The following is a 19,889-nucleotide window of genomic DNA, read 5'->3' on the forward strand; positions in this document are numbered from 1 at the left end:
AGCCCCGCCGTCAGAGTACGCCCTAGTTCTATAAGAGGAAAAATATGCCAGAAAAATCAGGACTTTTTACACCCATTAGACTAGGTTCCCTTTACCTGAGCAACCGTATCATCATGTCTCCCATGACCCGACTCCGGGCTACTACTGACTGTGTACCTACCCCCTTAATGGTCGAATACTACACTCAGAGAGCTTCAGCAGGACTCATTATTACGGAAGGCACGCATCCGAGTCCAATGGGACGGGGCTACACCACCTGTCCTGGGCTGCACAACGAAGATCAGGTTGAAGGGTGGCGGAAAGTGACAGATGCTGTTCATGCTGCTGGCGGTCGGATATTTGTACAACTGATGCACGCCGGACGGGTATCACACTCCTCCCTATTACCTAACAATGCCCTACCGATTGCACCTTCGGCTATCCCAGTGGTATCTGAAGAAATTCACATTTGGAATGGCAAAGTCCCTTTCGAGACACCCCGTGCTTTAGAGTTGGCAGAAATACCCAAAATAGTAGAAGAGTACCGCACAGCAGCAGAACTCTCGATTAAAGCAGGTTTTGATGGTGTAGAACTTCATGCTGCAACTGGATACCTGCCAAACCAGTTTCAAGTCAGTGGCTCCAACCAACGCACAGATGCCTATGGAGGCACATTGGAGAATCGAACTCGCTTCACACTTGAAGTGGTCAATGCTCTGTGTAGCGTTCGGGGAGCAGAACAGATTGGGGTCAAGATTGCCCCTGGTTTCACAGTCAACGACACATTTGATGATCATCCTGCCGAAACTTACACTTATGTCGCCAAAGCACTCAGTCCGCTAGGTTTGGCATACTTACACGTTGGCTATGACCGAGGTTATGCCAGAGGCACTGCACCGAAGTTCAACCCCATTGATCTCATACGTAGCGTTTATCAAGGAACACTGCTGGCTGTGGGTGGGTTTGATCGACAACAAGCTGATGAAGCAATTACCACCGGACGGGCTGATGCCATAGTTTTCGGGCGCTCATTCATCTCTAACCCTGACTTAGTAGAGCGCCTAAAACTCAATGCCCCTTTGACAGAAGGTGATGTCAGGGGGTTCTATGGTGGTGATGAACATGGTTACACAGACTATCAAACCCTGTCACCATTCCATTGAGCAGCACAACAAGACATTTTGTCTTTTTCTTAACTGAATCGTGTTCTTTATAAGTAAGTCGGTGCAATAAAACCAAACTATGTGAAGAAAAGTAAATAAGGCTCAAACTCTTTCTCCCCTTGCTCCCTGCTCCCTGCCTTATTCCAACAATAATTATTTACGCCGACCTACTTGTATCAACCAAACCAATGAGATGCAGCCAAACCGGGATCAACTGCTTCTGGGATATAGCGATGAAGATTCTGTGCTTGTTCACCTAGAATTTTTTCAACACCTTGGCGAATAATTGATTCTATGTGCAGTGTACTTTCTAATGAACGACACAGAGATTCTGAACAAATAAATTTTGGTTTTTCCGCCTCATCAACTGTGATGTATTGATTAGGAATTCTACTTAAAATATAAGCAACGAGATTTTGCCGCATATCAGGATTAGCAAAGGCCTCCTGATAAGGATGATGAGGGTAAGTTTCTAAAATACCTTCAAGTTCTTGAAGAACTAATCTTATCGTCAGATTCAATAGAGTTTTAGTCATTTTAAATCGCCTCTCTTCAATATAGATTTATTATCATGAGTCACAAATTTATCAAGGTGCTTTTATAAATTACTAGTAATAATTCAGCATCTAGAAGTCAGAGTTTAGAGTTGAGCAGTAATTAATGATGATTGCTAAATTGATTTATCAAACTTTTTTGTTGCTTGTAACTCTGATGAATTTTGAATTCTTACTATAGATGAACAAACTGTCACTTATCGTCTTTACACGACTATAATTAATTATTAAGTAGAAATAATTTCAACAGTGAGAAGAAATTAACCCTAAGTTTATAGTTTGTTGGAGAGCTTTTTCAAAGGTTACTCCTTGTTTAGTAGCAATATATAAAAGTACTATTGCTGCTGAACGTATGGAATCATCACAATGAATCAAAGTTGGTTTCGATGATTTGTTGATTACTTGAAAGATATCAAGTGCTGCTTGATGATTAATTTCTCCAAGATTAGTAGGAAAATTAATATACTGTAATCCTAACAACTCAACTTTTTCTTTTTCGTTGTCTAGTGAGCTGGTTTCATCAGGCGAGCGCAGATTAATTACAGACTGGTAACCCTCCTCAGCCAATTGCTTTAACTGATCTAAAGTAATTTGTCCTGCGATCGCTAAATCATCGTTAATTTTCCTAACAGTAATCATGTTTGCCGCCTTACTTGAGTCAGGGCGACTGAATAAGTCGCCCATTTAACCTTAATGTCTACGTTTACTATCAGCAATATCGCCATCAAAAGGTTGAACTCCCGTTTCTGGATAATTATCATCTCTAGGGCTGAAAATTCTACTGGCGGCACTTGAGATATAAGTGACCACTTGTGCTGCTCCATCTGTAATTGTGTGTATTATTTTGCTAACAGACATAAATGCTTCTCCTAATTGATTTTGAGTATGAAAAACTTTGTTTAAATATCGACTCTGACTTCTGAACTTTTCTTCAATCTTTAGTTAGCCTCATTTTCTATTTCTAGACATCTCTCTAAGAGGGTAATTGTGTCAGAGTTACCGCATTTCTCTAAAAGTTGAACCACGTCATAATTCCAGCTTTCCTCTAATTTCTGGCGTGTGTGGTAAATTTGCCAAAACTTGAAAGGATTGAAAAAAAGTCGTACGCTGGAAAAGTGGTTGATTAATAAATTGCCACAAAACAATACAATTATTTATTAAATAATGATCATTTTTCGACATAGTAGTGTTGTTTGAGATATTAAGACAGCACAACAGTAAATAAAACAATCAAGAAATTGGAAAATCTTTCACAAATTGCCGTCGAGTGATTGGTTGTCGCAAAATGAGTCCTTCACCACCAAGAGGATGATCTGTATCGATTGGTTCGCCTGCGATGGAAACAAAAACCTTAGCTTTAGGATCAATACTAGTAGCAGTATAGATTACCTGCGCTAAACGATAAGTCATTGAAGTACTACCACCACCTTGAATAAATTCTGGTGATAAGTTTACATAAATTCCTGCTTGAGTAACTCGCAAATCTAGTAATTTTGTACCTGCGGGAATTGTCGTACTCAACTCAACAGTTTTATGACTATTTAATAGATGAGTAAACGCTAATTTTAAAGCCTCCTCAGATGTGACTCCAACTTTTACATCTACAGGTTGAGGTACTAAGTGAATTTGGTTGTTGTCAAATTTTAACCAGTAAGTTTGCGCTTGTATTGCTTCTACTTTTGGCACAGATTTTGAGGCAATAATTACTACTGAATTATTCGCCTGTGTTGTAGGATTGGTGATTTGCCAACTCCACCAAGCAGTTCCTCCAAATAACGCCAAGGTAACTAGTGCCGAAGCAGCGATCGCTTCTCCTCGATATACTTGATAGTTGCGTTGGGTTTTCATAACGAACTCCTGTAAATCTTCCGAGTACGAACAAACATCAAACAGCATTTATGCTGACGTTTGGTCTTAGTGGGTATGAGATGGAGTCAACCAACTAAAGGCGATCGCTAGCTACCTACACTTTTAATTTAGAAGAACAATTTGAGGAACTTGTGAGGGAGTTTCTTTATTAGGACTGACGCATAAAAATAAATAATCGCTCAGTTACCATAAGGAATTGCTAAAGGGCTTGTGGTATTACTATTCTTTCTTTTTCCAGCGTTGTATACATGCGGGATGAATTGAGACTTTTATACAAAGCAGAATATTGATTCTTTGCGTCTTTGCGCGAGACAAAAATCATCCCACTAATCAGCAATGCCCTTTTTCCTTTTGACTTTTTACTTTTGCCTTTTTGTACTAGTTCTAGGTGGTGACGGACGAACACGGCGTGATACTTTGCGCTTTTTGACTTTGCTGGTAGGGAGTAAACCGCTAATTCCCTGCTTTTGCATTCGTTTATATGCGGAACCACACCAATCACTCAAAGAATGACTCATCGCGCCGAGTTCTAAACCAAGAAACAAGGCAAGATATTCTTTATCATAGCTAACCAGAGATTTTTGGATATTTTCACCCAAGCCTGACCAATTAAATCTTGTGTTTCCTAGTTTTTCAAAAATTACCAAAATTATGAATGCTGCGATCGCTAACAAGCAGGAAAGATAAATGACTCGCAGTGTCGTCCCAATAATCGGCCCATGCGATAAAAAAGAACGATGCCGAAGGCTTTTTTGATAAGGTAGCCAAATCCAGCGCAAATAACCCCAGCGTTGATATTGCCGAGAGTAAATATCTAAGTCAGGGCCAAACATCAAACCGCCAAACATAAACCCACCAGCCACCAGCAAGGTCACGCTGCTACTGCGGGTCTGCCAAAAAGCCACACCCGCCACAAACGGCAAAGCCCACAAAGTAATGCGATCATGCGTTCGACCAGAGGGCATTTAAAGGTTCTCAAAAATATTCAAAAAATTTTTCTCAAAAATACTAGCGCGATTCAAAATATTTTGCTATATTATTTAATTGTGAGCGCAAACAGAAAGAACAAACGGGCGGTTAGCTCAGTTGGTAGAGCGCCTGCCTTACAAGCAGGATGTCATCAGTTCGAGTCTGGTACTGCCCATTTTAAAGTAAAGCCACACGTCACTATGTAGGACGTGTGGCTTTATCTATAACTTTGCAGAAGATATGCCAAGCTTGTGCTTCCAATAAAGGTCGGCACGATTATGCTTTCAGACCCATTTCTCTTCTTGCAACCTTAAAGACGAAGCGAACCTCTTGAACACGAAAACATCCTGGTTTAGCCAATAGCTGATACCATTTCACGAAAAATCTGATAAAGATGTAAACCCTAAAGTCCTTGCCATATCTAAGTTTTTTAATTGCGTTAGCAAAGCAGTAGCGACGAAGGAGCGTCATTGTGAATTTCTAGGAGAAACAGCCGCTTCGCTAGGAGCGATACCTTCAGCTTGAAATTGCTGAACAGCCTGTTTTACCTCCTCACAACAAGTTTCGATTCGTTCACACCAGATTCCTTCATATACTTAACATACTGGGCTGAAATTGCTCGGCATAGCTCCGGGAAATGTCTATAGAGAAACCGTTTGGAATACCCTGAAGCGATCACCTTCTCAGAATTCTCCTTCAAACTCCCTCTGTGCAAGCGTTTCCCATTTCTGGATAAGTCTAATTATTTTCCGTCAACTATAGCTCTCAAAAGACACATTCAAGAAATCATAGAGGAAGTGCAAACTTTTAAGCACTGCTTATCTAAATATGGAATATCCAATTTTACACATCTGTGCAACTATCAGAAAATTGAGTTAACGACAGCAAAACAAGAGATATTTCAATATTACCTCTAATATCTTTATGAAAGTACAAAAGCGATCGCTCTCTACTAAGATAAATGCGATCGCCGTTAATTTTCTTTCCCCTACTAAGAGTTACAATTGCTTAGATACTTTTATTAAGAGGAAGAAAACCGCAAAACTTTCAATTACCAGGATGTCACAATTCCAACGGTAAAATTCACGCTACAATTAGTTCACCTGTCACAATATTTTTTTAAATATCATAATTTCCTGTTAAGTTACGGCGCAATATATATTTGCTGTATTGTTTTCAACATCTTTTGTATGCCTGCACCCAACCTACTTTTTTCTATTACTTACGCACGCAGTGTGTGAAGTATGTTATTTTTCATACTTCACACTTTTCTTTATCGCCTCAAAGATAATCGGGGGCGATTTTCCATCTGTTTACACAATCGTAATTCTGTACCTTTGCGGCTCCATTCTACTTGATCAAAAATTTGATGGAGTAAACATAAACCGCGACCACTTTCTGATTCATCCGGTGGTAAATAGTCTGTCGGCTCTCTATCAGAATTTGGTTCCGGTGTAAAGCCTTGACCTTGGTCAGAAATTACCCACCAATATTGATTATCTATCAACGAAAAACGGACTACGACTCTTTTACTGGGATCGAGATTATTACCATGTTTGGCGGCATTGACTAAGGCTTCTTGGAGTCCTAGCCGCAATTCTGCTTGTAATTTAACTGGAATTTCTGCCAGCAGTAAATCTAATATGGGACAAAGATAGAGAGTAGAGGCAAAACTAAGTGTGCCCCAATAACGTCCAACAGGACGGAGCGAAATGCTAATCACAAGAGAAACCCCATAGCTTTCAGTTAGCTAGACATCAGTTTGCTTGTACGCGCACCCTGACAAAATTGGAGGTGGTCATGCTGCCTTCAAACTTGCGTCTTTTATACTAGTTTTGAAAATGCTAGGGAGCATTTACTCTGTTTACGAAATTTGATTGTCGATACATAAAACGGCTTTTAAAAATTTACGATCGCAATCAGCAAATTAAAATATGCTGAAAATTTTTGAGAACTATGAAAGTGAGTTTTGTAGTGCCGATTTTGATATCAGACAACCTTATTCATAATCAATGAGAGTCTATGCAACTTTAGTTGTTTTAACAAAATCATTTCTATGTTTTAGGCTAATTCGATTTTAGCATTGTTACTATGCAAGAGACTACACATTTGCAATTTAAGATTTTGATAAAGAGTTAGTACTCTTATTTAAATGTCATAACACAAGAAAGGCAGCAGCTTCTACATGAGATGTTTGTGGAAAAAAATCAGCAGGTTGCACCCTTGTAACTTTATATATGCCTCCTTCACATAACAATTTCAGGTCACGCGCAAGTGTGGCTACTTTACAGCTGACGTAAACGATGCGAGCAGGTTTCGAGCGCAGTAATGAATCGATGACAGTGCGATCGCATCCCTTACGTGGCGGATCTAGTATGACCACATCAGGTATTATTCCCATTTGCGGCAGTAAATTCTCTACCGCACCGACTTGAAATGTAACGTTATGTATACTGTTGCGATTCGCGTTTAAAATTGCTTGCTCAACTGCTTCAGCCTGTAATTCCAATCCTATTGTTTGGCGTACCTGCTTGGCTAAAGGCAGAGTTAACGTCCCAATTCCACAATAAGCGTCAACTAGCACCTCATTTCCTTGGAGGTTAAGTTCTGCCTGAATGACTTCTAACAGTGCTTCGGCTGTTTCCGTAGAAACCTGGAAAAATGTATCGGGGCGGACTTGAAATTCTAAATTAGCAAATTGTTCTCTGAGATAAGGAACACCTGCAATAGTGCGAGTTTCGTCACCAAAAATGGCATTTGTTCTTTCTGGGTTGCGATTTAAAGAAACTCCCACCAATTGTGGATATCGCTGCAACCATTCCTCAGCTTGTTCAGTAATTCCCGCTAAGTGCCAATCTGTCACCACCAAAGTCAACAGCATTTCTCCCGTCCGGCGACCGATGCGTAAACCTAAATGGCGAATTTGCCCTTGGTGACGTTGTTCGTTGTAAATTTTCCAGCCACGCTTTTGAATGTCTTGCTTCACGTCCCCAAGCAGAGGATTTAAGCGAGAATCTTGCACAGGGCATTGATTTAAGTTCACTAAATGGTGACTACCCTTTTGGTAATATCCCGCCTGTACTTGCCCGGTAGTAGAAACACTAAAAGGATAAGTAGATTTATTGCGGTATCCCAGGGGTGACACAGCCGCCAATACAGGATCTACTGATGGTGTAGTAAAACCACCGATACGCTGTAAAGCTTGGATAACTTGATTGCGTTTAGCTTCTAGCTGATATTCATAATCAATATGCTGCCACTGACAACCACCGCACTTATCCGCCACAATGCAGCTTGGCCGGATGCGGTGCGGGGATGGCTGCAATAGCTGCATGAGTTTGCCATGAGCATATTTTGGCTTGACATGCAGTAAACGTACCATGACGCGATCGCCAGGGACAGTATCAGGCACAAATACCACCCGTTCTTCATAGCGACCTACCCCATCACCAGTATCAGTGAGATCGGCGATCGCAACTTCAATTAATTCACCTTGTTTCCAAATATTAGTCATTGGTCAATAGTCAATAGTCATTTGTCAAAAATTATTCTCCTCTGTACCCTTGCACCCCTGCCCCCCTGCTTCCCTTCTGTACCTCCAACTCGTTAAACTAGCAAATAATATTTCTCGTGATTACAATAATCATGACTGTAATTAGCCAAGTTATTCTCAAAGCCGACGACGAACTGCGTTATCCCAGCAGTGGCGAACTCAAAAGTATCAAAGAATTTTTGCAAACAGGGGAGCAACGGACTCGTATTGCTGCCACCCTGTCCGAAAATGAAAAAAAGATAGTTCAGGAAGCCACCAAGCAACTTTGGCAGAAGCGTCCTGATTTTATCGCACCCGGTGGCAATGCCTACGGTGAACGCCAACGTGCATTGTGTATCCGCGACTTTGGCTGGTATTTACGCCTGATTACCTATGGTGTACTTGCTGGTGACAAAGAACCAATTGAAAAAATCGGTTTAATTGGTGTGCGGGAAATGTACAACTCCCTTGGTGTTCCCGTTCCTGGAATGGTAGAAGCCATCAATTGTCTGAAAAAAGCCTCTCTTGACCTCCTAAGTGCAGACGACGCAGCAGCAGCATCACCATACTTTGATTACATCATTCAAGCGATGTCATAAGCCAAAGTTTGTTTTGCTTCTTTAGATGTGTCGTCCTGTCTCCTAAATTGAGTGCCGAGTGTTAGCACTCAAACATAACAACTCTAATTTGATCATACTCTCCCCACATTTGGTAGTGGCTTTGGCCATCTCTGTGTCAAGCTATCAACCAACTGTGGGGAAATTTTATTTTTGAAGGCAGGAGTTAGAGGGCAGGAGGCAGAAGAATGAAATTTCAGACTACCCTGCGGGAACGCCAAAGGCGAATACACTTCAAACTTCAGAATTTTTTAAATACAAAAAGCCGACAGTCTTTCATCAAAGCTGTCGGCGATTAGTGTGTTCCCTATTAATGACTCGGCTAGAGTTCAGTTGTATGTAATTATGCCAATTTGGCAAAGGGTAAGAGACGATCTCAATCATGTTTCTATGTGATTGTCGTCACTTGAGTGTTACTATCGAGCGGTATCTACTTAAGTGTGTAACAACGTATAAAACTAGAGCTAAAACAGCAGTTCGAGATGGGAAAAACAAAGCACAAATGGCCAATGACTATTGACCATTAACTATAAAATAGTCTTCTGTCCCCTTGGTGCATTATTCCCATGACCACCACCCCCAAAGATCCGTTTTCTCCCCAAGAAATTGCCGCCGAAGGTATTAAGCCAGAAGAATATGCAGAAATTGTGCGACGTTTAGGCCGCCATCCTAATAAAGCAGAACTGGGAATGTTTGGGGTGATGTGGTCAGAGCATTGCTGCTACAAAAATTCCCGACCATTACTCAAACAGTTTCCCACTACAGGCCCCCGCATTCTTGTTGGCCCTGGTGAAAATGCGGGTGTGGTTGACCTGGGTGAAGGACTCCGCCTCGCTTTTAAAATTGAATCTCATAACCACCCCTCCGCCGTTGAACCCTTTCAAGGAGCCGCCACAGGTGTCGGTGGTATCCTCAGAGATATTTTTACAATGGGTGCGCGTCCCATTGCTTTGTTAAACTCGTTGCGCTTTGGTTCTCTCGATGACCCTAAAACCCAAAGGCTATTTACTGGGGTAGTATCAGGAATCAGCCATTATGGTAACTGTCTCGTCAGTGATGAAACTTTTATTTGGAAAAATCAAGACGGGATACATTTTGATACCATTGGCAACTTTGTAGAATCCCGCCTCAAAACCAACATCACGACTTTAGAACTCCATGATAGTGATGCGGTTCAAACTTTATCTTTAGATCCCGACAGCCAAACTGTTTGTTGGCAACCTGTACGGCGAATATTTAAACGACGTAGCCAATATTTGATTACTATTCGTACAGCATTGGGACGTACTTTGGTGGTTACGCCAGACCATCCAATGTTAATTCGCTCCAATGGTGAATGGGATGTGGCAGTAGCTCAGTCTTTAAAAGTCGGTGATGAAATCCCGTTAATAACTGCATGGCCACAATTAACAGCAGAAAAAGACACAGCCTTAGATTTGCTGACTGGTTTAAATCCAGAAACTGCCATTGCTAAAGATGTATATGTACAGCTACCCGAAAATTGGCAAGTCACAGAGGCGGTACGTACTGCGTTGAGATTACTCGAACCTGCTGTTTACAAACGCCATCAATACTTATCTACAGGTAGATTTCCTCTGGCATACTTTTTGGCTTTGGAACTACTGCTGAATGTTCCTCGTAGCGATATCCGCTTATTCCGGCGCGGTAAAGCTAATTATATGAATGCAGTTATTCAGCCAAATAAATTGTTTGCCCGGTTAATTGGCTATTTTCTCTCAGAAGGCTGTGCTGCTAAAAACGGAAATACCTACAAAATTATTTTCACCTTCGCCCATCATGAAACAGAGTATGTTGAGGATGCGATCGCTGGTCTAAAATACTTGGGGTTACGCCCTTGTGTAGAAAAACGTGCTTCTACCATTGCTGTTTACGCAACTTCTTGGCTATTCGGGCATTTCTTGAAGAATGTTTGGCAATGCGGCACAGAAGCCAGCAACAAAGCATTCCCTAACTTTGTCTTCCAGTGGTCACAAGAATTGCAGTATGAAGTCCTCAAAGGCTTATTCCGGGGTGATGGTTCTATGACCACCAAAACCGACGGTAATCACGCCAAAATTAGTTTTGCTACCACTAGCCGCAAGTTATTTGAGCAAACAGTCCTTTTGCTGCAAACTCAAGGAATCATCCCATATATTTATTGCCAACCAGTAGGCGAAGCAGAAATTGAGGGACGCAAGCACATCCGCAAACCCTTATGGCAATTGGAAGTTAGTAATTTTGCGGCATTAAAAGCCTTAGCCACAGTTTTTAGTCAAGAGCGAAATCAGGAATTAGCTGTAGCTTTAAATCGTTACAGTGGTACTAAACATTCATTTCCTCGGTTTACCAAGTCGGCAGCAGATGTAGCTACTGTCAAGATTAAGAGTATCGCACACCAAACCGTTGCCGAATGTGATGTCTATGATGTGGAGGTAGATAATACACATCTTTTTGTGACTTCATCGGGGATAGTGACACACAACTGCGTCGGCGTTCCGACTGTTGGTGGCGAAGTCTACTTTGACCCTGCTTATGCTGGAAATCCTTTAGTTAACGTCATGGCTTTGGGATTGATGGAAACGCCGGAAATTGTGAAATCTGGGGCATCGGGTATCGGTAATCCTGTATTGTATGTGGGTTCTACCACCGGACGCGATGGAATGGGTGGTGCAAGCTTCGCCAGTGCCGAATTAACTGATGCGTCGATGGATGACCGTCCGGCGGTGCAAGTCGGCGACCCATTTTTAGAAAAGTCGTTAATTGAAGCTTGTCTAGAAGCGTTTAAAACTGGTGCAGTCGTCGCTGCCCAAGATATGGGTGCAGCCGGGATTACCTGTTCTACCTCCGAAATGGCAGCTAAAGGCGGTGTCGGCATTGAATTAGATTTAAATAAGATTCCGGTGCGGGAAACGGGGATGGTTCCCTACGAATATTTGCTGTCGGAATCGCAAGAAAGAATGCTGTTTGTTGCCCACAAAGGCCGGGAACAGGAGTTAATTGATATTTTTCACCGTTGGGGACTTCATGCGGTGGTGGCTGGGACAGTAATTGCTGAACCCATCGTCAGGATTTTATTCCGGGGTAAAATTGCGGCGGAAATTCCGGCTGATGCTTTGGCAGAAAATACGCCACTTTATGAACGTGAGTTGTTAGCGGAACCGCCAGAATATGCCTGTCAAGCTTGGACATGGACAGCCGATAGTTTACCTGCTTGCACAGCTGCGGGGATCGGTAGCCACAGTTGGAATGATATCTTATTGACTTTACTCAATACACCTACGATCGCCTCGAAAAATTGGGTATACCGTCAATACGACCATCAAGTACAAAACAATACTGTTGCTCTTCCTGGTGGTGCAGATGCGGCTGTGGTTCGCTTACGTCCATTAGAAGCCATCCCCAATCTCACATCACCAAATCTTAAATCTGCCGTTGCTGCTACAGTAGATTGCAATCCCCGCTATGTTTACCTTGATCCCTACGAAGGTGCTAAGGCGGTAGTCGCAGAAGCAGCACGTAATCTTAGTTGTGTGGGTGCAGAACCTTTAGCTGTTACCGATAACCTGAATTTTGGCAGTCCCGAAAAACCCATTGGTTATTGGCAATTAGCCGAAGCTTGTCGCGGTTTAGCAGAAGGTTGTCGAGAACTAGCCACACCAGTCACAGGGGGAAATGTCTCTCTTTACAATGAAACTGTCGATTCCCAAGGCAACCCCCAACCAATTTATCCGACTCCTGTGGTGGGAATGGTGGGTTTAATTCCTGATTTCACCAAAATTTGCGGTCAAGCTTGGCAAGCAAGCGGTGATGTGATTTATTTACTGGGATTAACTGTACAGTCCAAAGTGGAATTAGGCGCATCCGAATATCTGGCTACCATCCACAATACTGTAGCTGGAAGACCACCAAGGGTAAATTTTGATTTGGAACGCCGTGTGCAGAAGGTTTGCCGTGATGGTATTCGTTCTGGTTGGGTGCGTTCAGCCCATGATTGCGCTGAGGGCGGATTAGTTGTCGCCTTGGCAGAATCTTCCATTGCTGGCAATTTGGGCGCAGAAGTACAATTAGACATTTCGCCAAATCAGTTACAGCGTCTGGATGAAGTGCTGTTTGGTGAAGCTGGCGCAAGAATTATCGTTTCAGTGGGTTCAGAACACCAAGAAATCTGGGAATCATACTTACAAGAACATCTCACTCACGAGTGGCAAAAATTAGGCATGGTTGGTAATTATGGTGATGGTTTGACGGTTTTAACTACCGATAACCAGACCTTAATCGCAGTTAGTATGGAAGATATAAAGGATCGTTACAATAATGCGATCGCTAAACGTCTAGCTGCACACACTCAGGCCTAAAAAAGTATCTAGTCTGAAGTCAAAAATTTCACACTTCAGACTTCATACTTCAGACTTCTTAGGGTACTGTTTTAATAAGTGGTTAAAGATTTGTTAAGAATAGACCATAACACTTTCAAAAGTGATTGCGGAGATGGATTTCTCAAAAGGTTATACACTCACCGTTTGACAATCCAAAATCCCAAATGGTACAGCCACCTCAAGCCATAACCCCAGTGACTTGACACCCCAACCAGGAGCAAAGCCAGCATGATTCCTATTGATTCCGTTACTTCGGATGAATACCCCGAATCCAATTTCAACTCAAATAATGACCGTCCTGACAAGCCCGAAGAAGCTTGCGGTGTCTTTGGACTTTACGCACCAGGAGAAGACGTTGCCAAACTAACCTACTTTGGATTGTATGCCCTCCAGCACAGGGGTCAAGAGTCTGCTGGAATTGCTACCTTTGAGGGTACAAAAGTCCATCTGCACAAAGATATGGGCTTGGTGTCTCAAGTATTCAACGAATCGATTTTAGAAGAGTTGCCCGGAAATCTCGCTGTTGGTCATACTCGCTATTCCACCACTGGTTCTAGTCGCAAAGTTAACGCCCAGCCTGCTGTGGTTGAGACTCGCTTAGGTAATCTTGCTCTTGCACATAATGGGAATCTTGTCAATACAACACAATTGCGTGATGAATTGCTTAAAAGCAATTTTAACTTAGTCACAACAACTGACTCAGAAATGATTGCCTTTGCGATCGCCGAAGCAGTCAACGCTGGTGCAGATTGGTTAGACGGGGCAATTCAAGCGTTTCACCGTTGCCAAGGAGCCTTTAGTTTAGTTATTGGCACACCTGTTGGGGTAATGGGAACCCGTGATCCTAATGGTATTCGTCCTTTAGTAATTGGGACTGTTGGGACAAATCCTGTACGTTATGTATTGTCTTCCGAAACTTGTGGTTTAGACATTATTGGCGCTGAATACCTGCGCGATGTCGAACCGGGAGAATTAGTTTGGATAACCGAAGAAGGTTTGGCTTCTTACCACTGGAGTCAGCAGCCGCAACGTAAATTGTGCATCTTTGAAATGATTTACTTTGCCCGTCCTGATAGCGTTATGCACAATGAAACTTTATACAGCTATAGGATGCGCTTAGGAAGACAACTGGCTGCCGAATCGAATGTCGAAGCCGATATTGTGTTTGGCGTACCTGATTCTGGTATCCCCGCAGCGATCGGATTTTCTCAAGCTTCCGGCGTTAGTTATGGCGAAGGCTTGATTAAAAATCGCTACGTTGGACGCACCTTTATTCAACCAACTCAAACTATGCGCGAGTCTGGTATTCGGATGAAACTCAATCCTCTTAAAGATGTATTGGCGGGTAAAAGAGTTGTAATTGTAGATGATTCAATTGTGCGGGGTACAACCAGCCGCAAATTAGTCAAAGCCTTGCGTGATGCGGGTGCGGCTGAAGTCCACATGCGAATTTCTTCACCGCCTGTCACTCATCCTTGCTTTTATGGGATTGATACCGATAGCCAAGATCAGTTAATTGCGGCTACCAAATCTGTTGAGGAAATTGCCCAACAACTAGAAGTAGAGTCCCTCGCCTACCTGAGTTGGGAAGGAATGCTCAAAGCCACAGGAGAAGACACCAATAGTTTTTGTTCTGCCTGCTTTACAGGAGATTACCCAGTCGCTATTCCTGAACAAGTGAAGCGTTCTAAGTTGATTTTAGAGAAGGTGGTAGTTTAGAACTTTTAAAAAGGACTGCAAATTCCTATGAGTTAAGGACAAGGAGGATAAGGGAGACAAGGGAGATATAAGTCTTTTTTTGGAGTAACCAAAGAATTTAAAACTTACACCATAACTCTCTCAAACTCTTATAACTTCGTGTCCTACCCTGCGGGAAGCCGCTATCGCGTCTATGCGTCCTTTGCAGTTCGTTTTGTAAGTCCTGGAGTTCATACCGATTGACGAAAATCTTGACAGGACTTACACACAAGGGTTGTTGGTGAAGATTTGCTTATCACCTGTAACCTTCCTAAACTAAAAATCAAAATATATGTAAGGTAGACCGCCTTCGGGGGCTAGTAACCAGACAATATAAAAACATAAGGGTACGAAAACCAGTTTTATAGGCCAGTTTAACTCTAGTTTTAATCGGCCATTCACAGCATAGACCAAGCCCATCAAAGCCGCTAAAATTCCCAACAGCCAAGAGAGTTGATAAGGGCTAATTGTTAGAGCTTCTACATATACTTTTTGGGCGAACTGTGCGTCAGCAGTGTGACCCCAAAGGTGCTGAATTACTAACGAAGAATCTTGGAGATTGGGTAAACGAAACCAAATCCAAGAAGTGAAAACCATTAACTGTGTCAATAGCCAAGCGATAAATATACCAAAGGGATTTTGCCAGAATTGGGCTAGTTTTTCGTTGCGATCGCTCAAATCATCTGTAAGGCGATGTACTGCTAAAGCAATACCGTGGATTATACCCCACACAAAGAAACCCCAGGCGGAACCGTGCCAAATACCTGCAATTACCATCACCAGGAATAAATTCCAGCAGGTACGCATCAAACCACGGCGAGAACCACCCAAAGGGAAATAAACATAGTTCCGCAACCAGTCACCTAATGTTATGTGCCAGCGTCGCCAAAAATCAGCAATGCTAGTACTGAAGTAAGGAAAATCAAAATTTTCTGGCAAAACTAAACCAAATAGCAACGCTGTACCACGGGCAATATCTACATAGCCATTAAAATCTAAATACAGTTGCAAACCATAGGCAAAAGTCGCCAACCACAAATCAGTACTACCTGCACGTTGCAAATTCCCAAAACATAAATCAACAAAAATCCCCAAGTTATCTGCCAAGAGTCCTTTTTTGATTACACCTCTAGCAATTAACCATAATGCTTCAGCGACTCTCTCGGCTGTGGGAAATTGCAGTGTATTAAATTGAGTTGCTAAGTTGTGATAGCGCGTAATTGGCCCGGAAATTAGTTTAGCAAAAAAGAGTTTATATGTGGCAAATTTGAGAAAATGGTCAGTAGCCGGAGCGCCACGATAAACATCGATTAAATAAGCAATACACTCAAAGGTAAAAAATGAAATTCCCAACGGTGCAATAACTTTAAAAGATGTTTCTGGTGAACTTGATTGGATAGGAAAAGCCAAGTTTAATATCGGCGAAATATATTTAAAACCCAGTAGTAATAGAACATTTAAGATTACGCCTAGCGATAATAATTTTAGACGACGACTATTCCAATCAGCATTAGCATACTGCCAATCTTCATTAGATATGCGCCAATCAAGATTATGCTCTCCCGGAGAAGTATTTTTGCCAATTTCTCTACCCAAGCGAAAGTTAATAAAGGTCAATGCTAATAACAGTGGGATGTATTGAATACTCCAAGAAGCATAAAAAGCAATACTGGCAATTAATAAAATCCACAATCGCCATTTTTGTTCAGCAACAGTCCAGTAGATGCCTAATATACTCAGTAAAAATATCCCGTAGGAAATTGAAATAAAGTTCATATTTTAGTCATTGGTCAATTGTTATTGGTCATTTGTCATTTGAGATGAAGCAGGAGGCAGTGAAGCTAATTAACCGAGGGCGGAGGAAAATTTCTTTACTCAACACGTACACTGAGCGAAGTTGAAGTGTACATGACTCAGCACTCATCACTTACTTTGTCGGCCAAGGAATCACTGGGTCGATCGCTAGTTTTTTCGAGACTTCGTAAGCGCCAAAGCGGTTAAGATGGCTGGGGTCAGAGAAATAGTCATTTTTTCTGGGCCAAAGTTGGCTAAAATCTCGATAAATAAAATTAGGGTTGGTGGCTAACCGAATCATATATTGTTGAAATTCTTGCTCGTATTTTTTGCGAATTGGATCTAAATATTCGGCGGTGAGTGGCATATTAATAAATACGAGAGGAATTTGCTGTGCCTGCGTGAACTTCAAAACTTCTTGAAAGGCGGCATCTTGATTGCCTTCTATATGAAATGATTTGTAGTCATTGTCATAATTACCTGTAACTCTGGGATGTTTTTGATAGTATCGAGCCGGATTGAAGCGCACAGATAAAGGTAAGAAGCCATCAAAATCAACTGATTGGAGTGAAGTTTCATCATCAGAACTTTCAGTAGCTGAGTCAGTTGATTTATTTTCTTGAGGTCGGCGATCGCTAATTAATGGCAAATTATCAAGTTGTTGATGTAGTAAAGATTTAAGCTGGTTGCGATTTTGATAGGTACTGGAAAAAGCGCCTAAAATTTGATTTAACCCATTATTAATAGCTTGATAGCTAGTAATTTCCTCTGGTTTTTTCGTGTTTTTTTGCTTATCTGGTGATTTCGCCGGATTGTTAGCAGCTTCTTCATTACTATCGATATTCTGAGCTTTTTCCAAGATTTTTTGATAACCAGGGGACGCGGCGATCGCATTAAAGGTAATATCGTCTCGACCACTGTTAAAAGCGCGAGAACCATCAGCCCAAAGAATCACTTTGGGTAATTCTGATGTCTCCAAGACTTGGCGAATAATAAAATCGACGACTTGGGCGGTTGCACCATTCACCCCAAAATTGAACACCTCAATATTGGGATATCCTTGTTTGGCTAAACCTTTGGATAATGCCGCCGGGTCAACGCCGCGCAAAGCCCGCGAAGAACCAATAATTAAAACATCTGGTGGACTGCCTTTAATATTCAATTGTTGGCGGTATAAAGCTAATTGTTCATCTAATTGCCGCGCATTAAAACTGGGCATTTGCGATCGCGCTGCTAATAAAATTGCCGATGCTGTAGCTTTTTCTTTTAATGGTGCGGCTGTTAAAGTAGTTGCTTCTGGATCATCTTCATTCACCGTAAATCCAGAAGCGTTGAAGGCAGAATTTTTCGACCCTGATAATTTCTGCCCAGAGGAATTATGCAATAATTCGAGTTTTTCTTGATGTTTGGGTTTGGCTGGGGGCTTTGGTTCGGCATTGGCAGTCTCTACACTAGTTACCTGTGGTGTCTGGGGTAATGTCCGCGCCACCATTTGACCGCTAATCCAATCGGTTTGCAGTGTCAGTAATAATCCCAATGTTCCCCAAACCACAGCCACTTTCAGTCCGCCTTGTAAATCGGGGTCGGCGGCAGTTGACTGACCAGCTTCGGTAAATATTTGTGTACCTAAGAGGAAATTTTTAATTGCCGTGCTGGTGGTGACAATCCAATCTCGCGCGACTTCTGTAACAAAATTTTGAACTTCTTCGGAAGTTAAATCAGGGCGAAAAATCGGTTCTTGACCGTCTTTAACTATCAGTTCACCGACATATTCCGAAGTTGCCGCAAATTCTGGAGTAGCTTCGGGTACTAAACGTTGGCGCTGAACAAAGTCTACGCCATGATGCCAAACTGGTTCTTTATTGCCCGCGCGACGACCGTAAACCCTTACTCCAGTGATTCCAGGTAATTTTAATTGCCGGACAAACTGGGTAACTTTATTGGCGACTTGTTTGCGGTTGGGGCATACAGGCGCATCACACATAATATGCAGCAAGTCGCCTTTGTGAAGCAAGAGGACACGTATCCCGCCTGTTTTCAAGCGCCATTCCAAATCGGTATTAAGTAAGCGTTCTAATAAAAAATGGGTGGCTGGTTCATCGCCGCTAATGGCTAATTCTAAAGCGGAAGTGGCTAAGGCTGGATGTTGGGAAGCAGGTAAAGAAATCCAATCAATCCAAGCTGGTTGCTTTTGGGCGGTTTTTTGACCGTATATCGTCGCGCCGAGAATGCCTTGAGGTGCGATCGCTTCTAGGTGCGATACGATGATATCCAGACATTGGGTTTTATCGGGTGCAGGTGCATCTTCTAAAGGATCAAAAGCTGGGGAGCAGAAAAGATGTAAAGTTGATTCTTTGAGTGATGCTTGGACAGTGACTTTAAATTCTAATAATACTTCTGTTAAAAGCCGAGCGATCGCTTGCACATCCCCCCAACGCGCCCATTCTTTCAGCATCACTTCTGGGGGCGTTAAATCTACCCGCAGTACCCAATCATTATTTGTTTCACCACTGACTTGGGCGGTAATGACTGCATCTTGATAGCCCGTCAACTTTAATAGTCGCAGTTTTTGGGCAATTGTTTCGGCTAATAAGGAAGAATCTGGACTATAGACAGATTGACAAAAAACCCAGAGACGATTTGTTGCGGCTTGATTTTTGTCCTTGGGTTGGTGTGGCTTAATTTTGACTTGGACTCCCACACCCAAAGAACTGAGAGTTTCACTGAGATAATGAGCGATCGCATTGGGGTCGCCGCGACGGGCTAAACTCTCATTTGATATAATTAGCGACCCACCAGGCTGTGATGCTTCTGCATCTTTTAGGGCTTGTTCTACCTGTTCTAAATGCTTGTCTAACTGATTTAGATGTACCCGATGACACCATTGGGGTCGATTTTCGCCCTTTTTCCGTCCATAAACCAATACTTGGTATATTGAGGGTTGTTCGTTATTGGTTAAGACATCTAAATCTGTTTGCTGGAGTGCGTGAAGCAAATCAGCAAGAGTGCGCCAGCGTAGAGGACACTCTGTCGCTTCACAAAGAATGTGTAGGTCATTTCCCCGCAACCGGACTTTCACCCCGAAAGTGTTAATCCCTGTTGCTTGGCTTACCCATTGCACTAATATTTGCTGGCTATCTACTAAGAGTTTTTTCATGGGCAGTTAACTTTACAGGAAGCGAGTATTCGGGGGTATTGCCTGCGCTTGTAAACTAGAACCATAATGTCTATCACATTTTGCTGTTTTTTTTTAACACTTTTGTTACCTTCTGTGCTTGCAAAATAGGCCAAGATAGTCT

14 protein-coding genes and 1 tRNA gene are annotated in these 19,889 nt (G+C 42.3%); 6 read left to right on the plus strand and 9 right to left on the minus strand.

All coding sequences use genetic code 11. From position 1 onward, the window contains the following. The first annotated feature begins 44 nt into the window (after positions 1–44). Positions 45–1,142 carry an alkene reductase gene (locus ACX27_RS29050; protein ID WP_062297628.1) on the plus strand — a complete coding sequence of 366 codons (1,098 nt, stop codon included), beginning with the start codon at positions 45–47 and terminating at the stop codon, positions 1,140–1,142. A 176-nt stretch (positions 1,143–1,318) separates the two neighbouring features. On the opposite strand, the gene ACX27_RS29055 is transcribed toward ACX27_RS29050, so the two are convergent. The 5 genes from ACX27_RS29055 to ACX27_RS29070 all read right to left on the minus strand — a co-directional run bounded on the left by ACX27_RS29055 (position 1,319) and on the right by ACX27_RS29070 (position 4,530). Further along, a complete protein-coding gene (locus ACX27_RS29055) occupies positions 1,319–1,678 on the minus strand; it encodes a hypothetical protein (protein ID WP_062297630.1) in 360 nt (119 codons plus the stop codon). Positions 1,679–1,939: 261 nt separating this feature from the next. Continuing rightward, positions 1,940–2,335 carry a protein tyrosine phosphatase family protein gene (locus ACX27_RS29060; RefSeq protein ID WP_062298640.1) on the minus strand — a complete coding sequence of 132 codons (396 nt, stop codon included), beginning with the start codon at positions 2,333–2,335 and terminating at the stop codon, positions 1,940–1,942. 51 nt (positions 2,336–2,386) lie between these two features. Then, complete coding sequence (locus ACX27_RS33085) at positions 2,387–2,554, minus strand: hypothetical protein (protein WP_200929884.1); 168 nt, start codon at positions 2,552–2,554, stop codon at positions 2,387–2,389. 372 nt (positions 2,555–2,926) lie between these two features. Further along, complete coding sequence (locus ACX27_RS29065) at positions 2,927–3,544, minus strand: GerMN domain-containing protein (RefSeq protein ID WP_062297632.1); 618 nt, start codon at positions 3,542–3,544, stop codon at positions 2,927–2,929. A gap of 380 nt (positions 3,545–3,924) precedes the next feature. Further along, complete coding sequence (locus ACX27_RS29070) at positions 3,925–4,530, minus strand: metal-binding protein (RefSeq protein ID WP_062297633.1); 606 nt, start codon at positions 4,528–4,530, stop codon at positions 3,925–3,927. 106 nt (positions 4,531–4,636) lie between these two features. On the opposite strand from ACX27_RS29070, the gene ACX27_RS29075 reads away from it, so the two are divergent. Continuing rightward, positions 4,637–4,709: transfer RNA gene (locus ACX27_RS29075), tRNA-Val, on the plus strand. Positions 4,710–5,458: 749 nt separating this feature from the next. Further along, positions 5,459–5,614 (plus strand): hypothetical protein, encoded by a 156-nt coding sequence (locus ACX27_RS32655; protein ID WP_158507435.1) that lies wholly within the window; start codon positions 5,459–5,461, stop codon positions 5,612–5,614. 193 nt (positions 5,615–5,807) lie between these two features. Here the strand turns inward: ACX27_RS32655 and ACX27_RS29080 are convergent, their stop codons facing one another. Continuing rightward, entirely contained in the window at positions 5,808–6,257 is a 450-nt protein-coding gene (locus ACX27_RS29080) for an ATP-binding protein (RefSeq protein WP_062297635.1), read from the minus strand. A gap of 432 nt (positions 6,258–6,689) precedes the next feature. Further along, entirely contained in the window at positions 6,690–8,048 is a 1,359-nt protein-coding gene (gene rlmD / locus ACX27_RS29085) for a 23S rRNA (uracil(1939)-C(5))-methyltransferase RlmD (RefSeq protein ID WP_062297637.1), read from the minus strand. A 131-nt stretch (positions 8,049–8,179) separates the two neighbouring features. Here rlmD and ACX27_RS29090 point away from each other — a divergent pair, with 131 nt between their 5' ends. The 3 genes from ACX27_RS29090 (at position 8,180) to purF (ending at position 14,778) form a co-directional block, all read left to right on the plus strand. Then, entirely contained in the window at positions 8,180–8,665 is a 486-nt protein-coding gene (locus ACX27_RS29090; protein WP_062297639.1) for an allophycocyanin subunit alpha-B, read from the plus strand. A gap of 584 nt (positions 8,666–9,249) precedes the next feature. Then, the gene (gene purL, locus ACX27_RS29095; protein WP_062297641.1) at positions 9,250–13,038 is read left to right on the plus strand and encodes a phosphoribosylformylglycinamidine synthase subunit PurL; all 3,789 of its coding nucleotides are present in this window, start codon (positions 9,250–9,252) and stop codon (positions 13,036–13,038) included. 249 nt (positions 13,039–13,287) lie between these two features. Further along, a complete protein-coding gene (purF, locus tag ACX27_RS29100) occupies positions 13,288–14,778 on the plus strand; it encodes an amidophosphoribosyltransferase (protein ID WP_062297643.1) in 1,491 nt (496 codons plus the stop codon). A gap of 294 nt (positions 14,779–15,072) precedes the next feature. Here the strand turns inward: purF and ACX27_RS29105 are convergent, their stop codons facing one another. Further along, the gene (locus tag ACX27_RS29105; protein WP_062297645.1) at positions 15,073–16,572 is read right to left on the minus strand and encodes an MBOAT family O-acyltransferase; all 1,500 of its coding nucleotides are present in this window, start codon (positions 16,570–16,572) and stop codon (positions 15,073–15,075) included. A gap of 151 nt (positions 16,573–16,723) precedes the next feature. Then, entirely contained in the window at positions 16,724–19,747 is a 3,024-nt protein-coding gene (locus ACX27_RS29110) for a DUF1574 family protein (RefSeq protein ID WP_062297647.1), read from the minus strand. Between the last annotated feature and the right edge of the window lie 142 nt (positions 19,748–19,889).

This window comes from Nostoc piscinale CENA21, from assembly GCF_001298445.1.
In the GTDB taxonomy this organism is placed as follows: Bacteria; Cyanobacteriota; Cyanobacteriia; order Cyanobacteriales; family Nostocaceae; genus Nostoc_B; species Nostoc_B piscinale_A.

Bases quoted from the DNA above. Each gene is read 5' to 3' on its own strand.
- ACX27_RS29050 (WP_062297628.1), top strand. From the start codon at position 45: ATGCCAGAAAAATCAGGACTTTTTACACCCATTAGACTAGGTTCCCTT.
- ACX27_RS29055 (WP_062297630.1), bottom strand. From the start codon at position 1,678: ATGACTAAAACTCTATTGAATCTGACGATAAGATTAGTTCTTCAAGAA.
- ACX27_RS29060 (WP_062298640.1), bottom strand. From the start codon at position 2,335: ATGATTACTGTTAGGAAAATTAACGATGATTTAGCGATCGCAGGACAA.
- ACX27_RS33085 (WP_200929884.1), bottom strand. From the start codon at position 2,554: ATGTCTGTTAGCAAAATAATACACACAATTACAGATGGAGCAGCACAA.
- ACX27_RS29065 (WP_062297632.1), bottom strand. From the start codon at position 3,544: ATGAAAACCCAACGCAACTATCAAGTATATCGAGGAGAAGCGATCGCT.
- ACX27_RS29070 (WP_062297633.1), bottom strand. From the start codon at position 4,530: ATGCCCTCTGGTCGAACGCATGATCGCATTACTTTGTGGGCTTTGCCG.
- ACX27_RS32655 (WP_158507435.1), top strand. From the start codon at position 5,459: ATGAAAGTACAAAAGCGATCGCTCTCTACTAAGATAAATGCGATCGCC.
- rlmD (WP_062297637.1), bottom strand. From the start codon at position 8,048: ATGACTAATATTTGGAAACAAGGTGAATTAATTGAAGTTGCGATCGCC.
- ACX27_RS29090 (WP_062297639.1), top strand. From the start codon at position 8,180: ATGACTGTAATTAGCCAAGTTATTCTCAAAGCCGACGACGAACTGCGT.
- purL (WP_062297641.1), top strand. From the start codon at position 9,250: ATGACCACCACCCCCAAAGATCCGTTTTCTCCCCAAGAAATTGCCGCC.
- purF (WP_062297643.1), top strand. From the start codon at position 13,288: ATGATTCCTATTGATTCCGTTACTTCGGATGAATACCCCGAATCCAAT.
- ACX27_RS29105 (WP_062297645.1), bottom strand. From the start codon at position 16,572: ATGAACTTTATTTCAATTTCCTACGGGATATTTTTACTGAGTATATTA.
- ACX27_RS29110 (WP_062297647.1), bottom strand. From the start codon at position 19,747: ATGAAAAAACTCTTAGTAGATAGCCAGCAAATATTAGTGCAATGGGTA.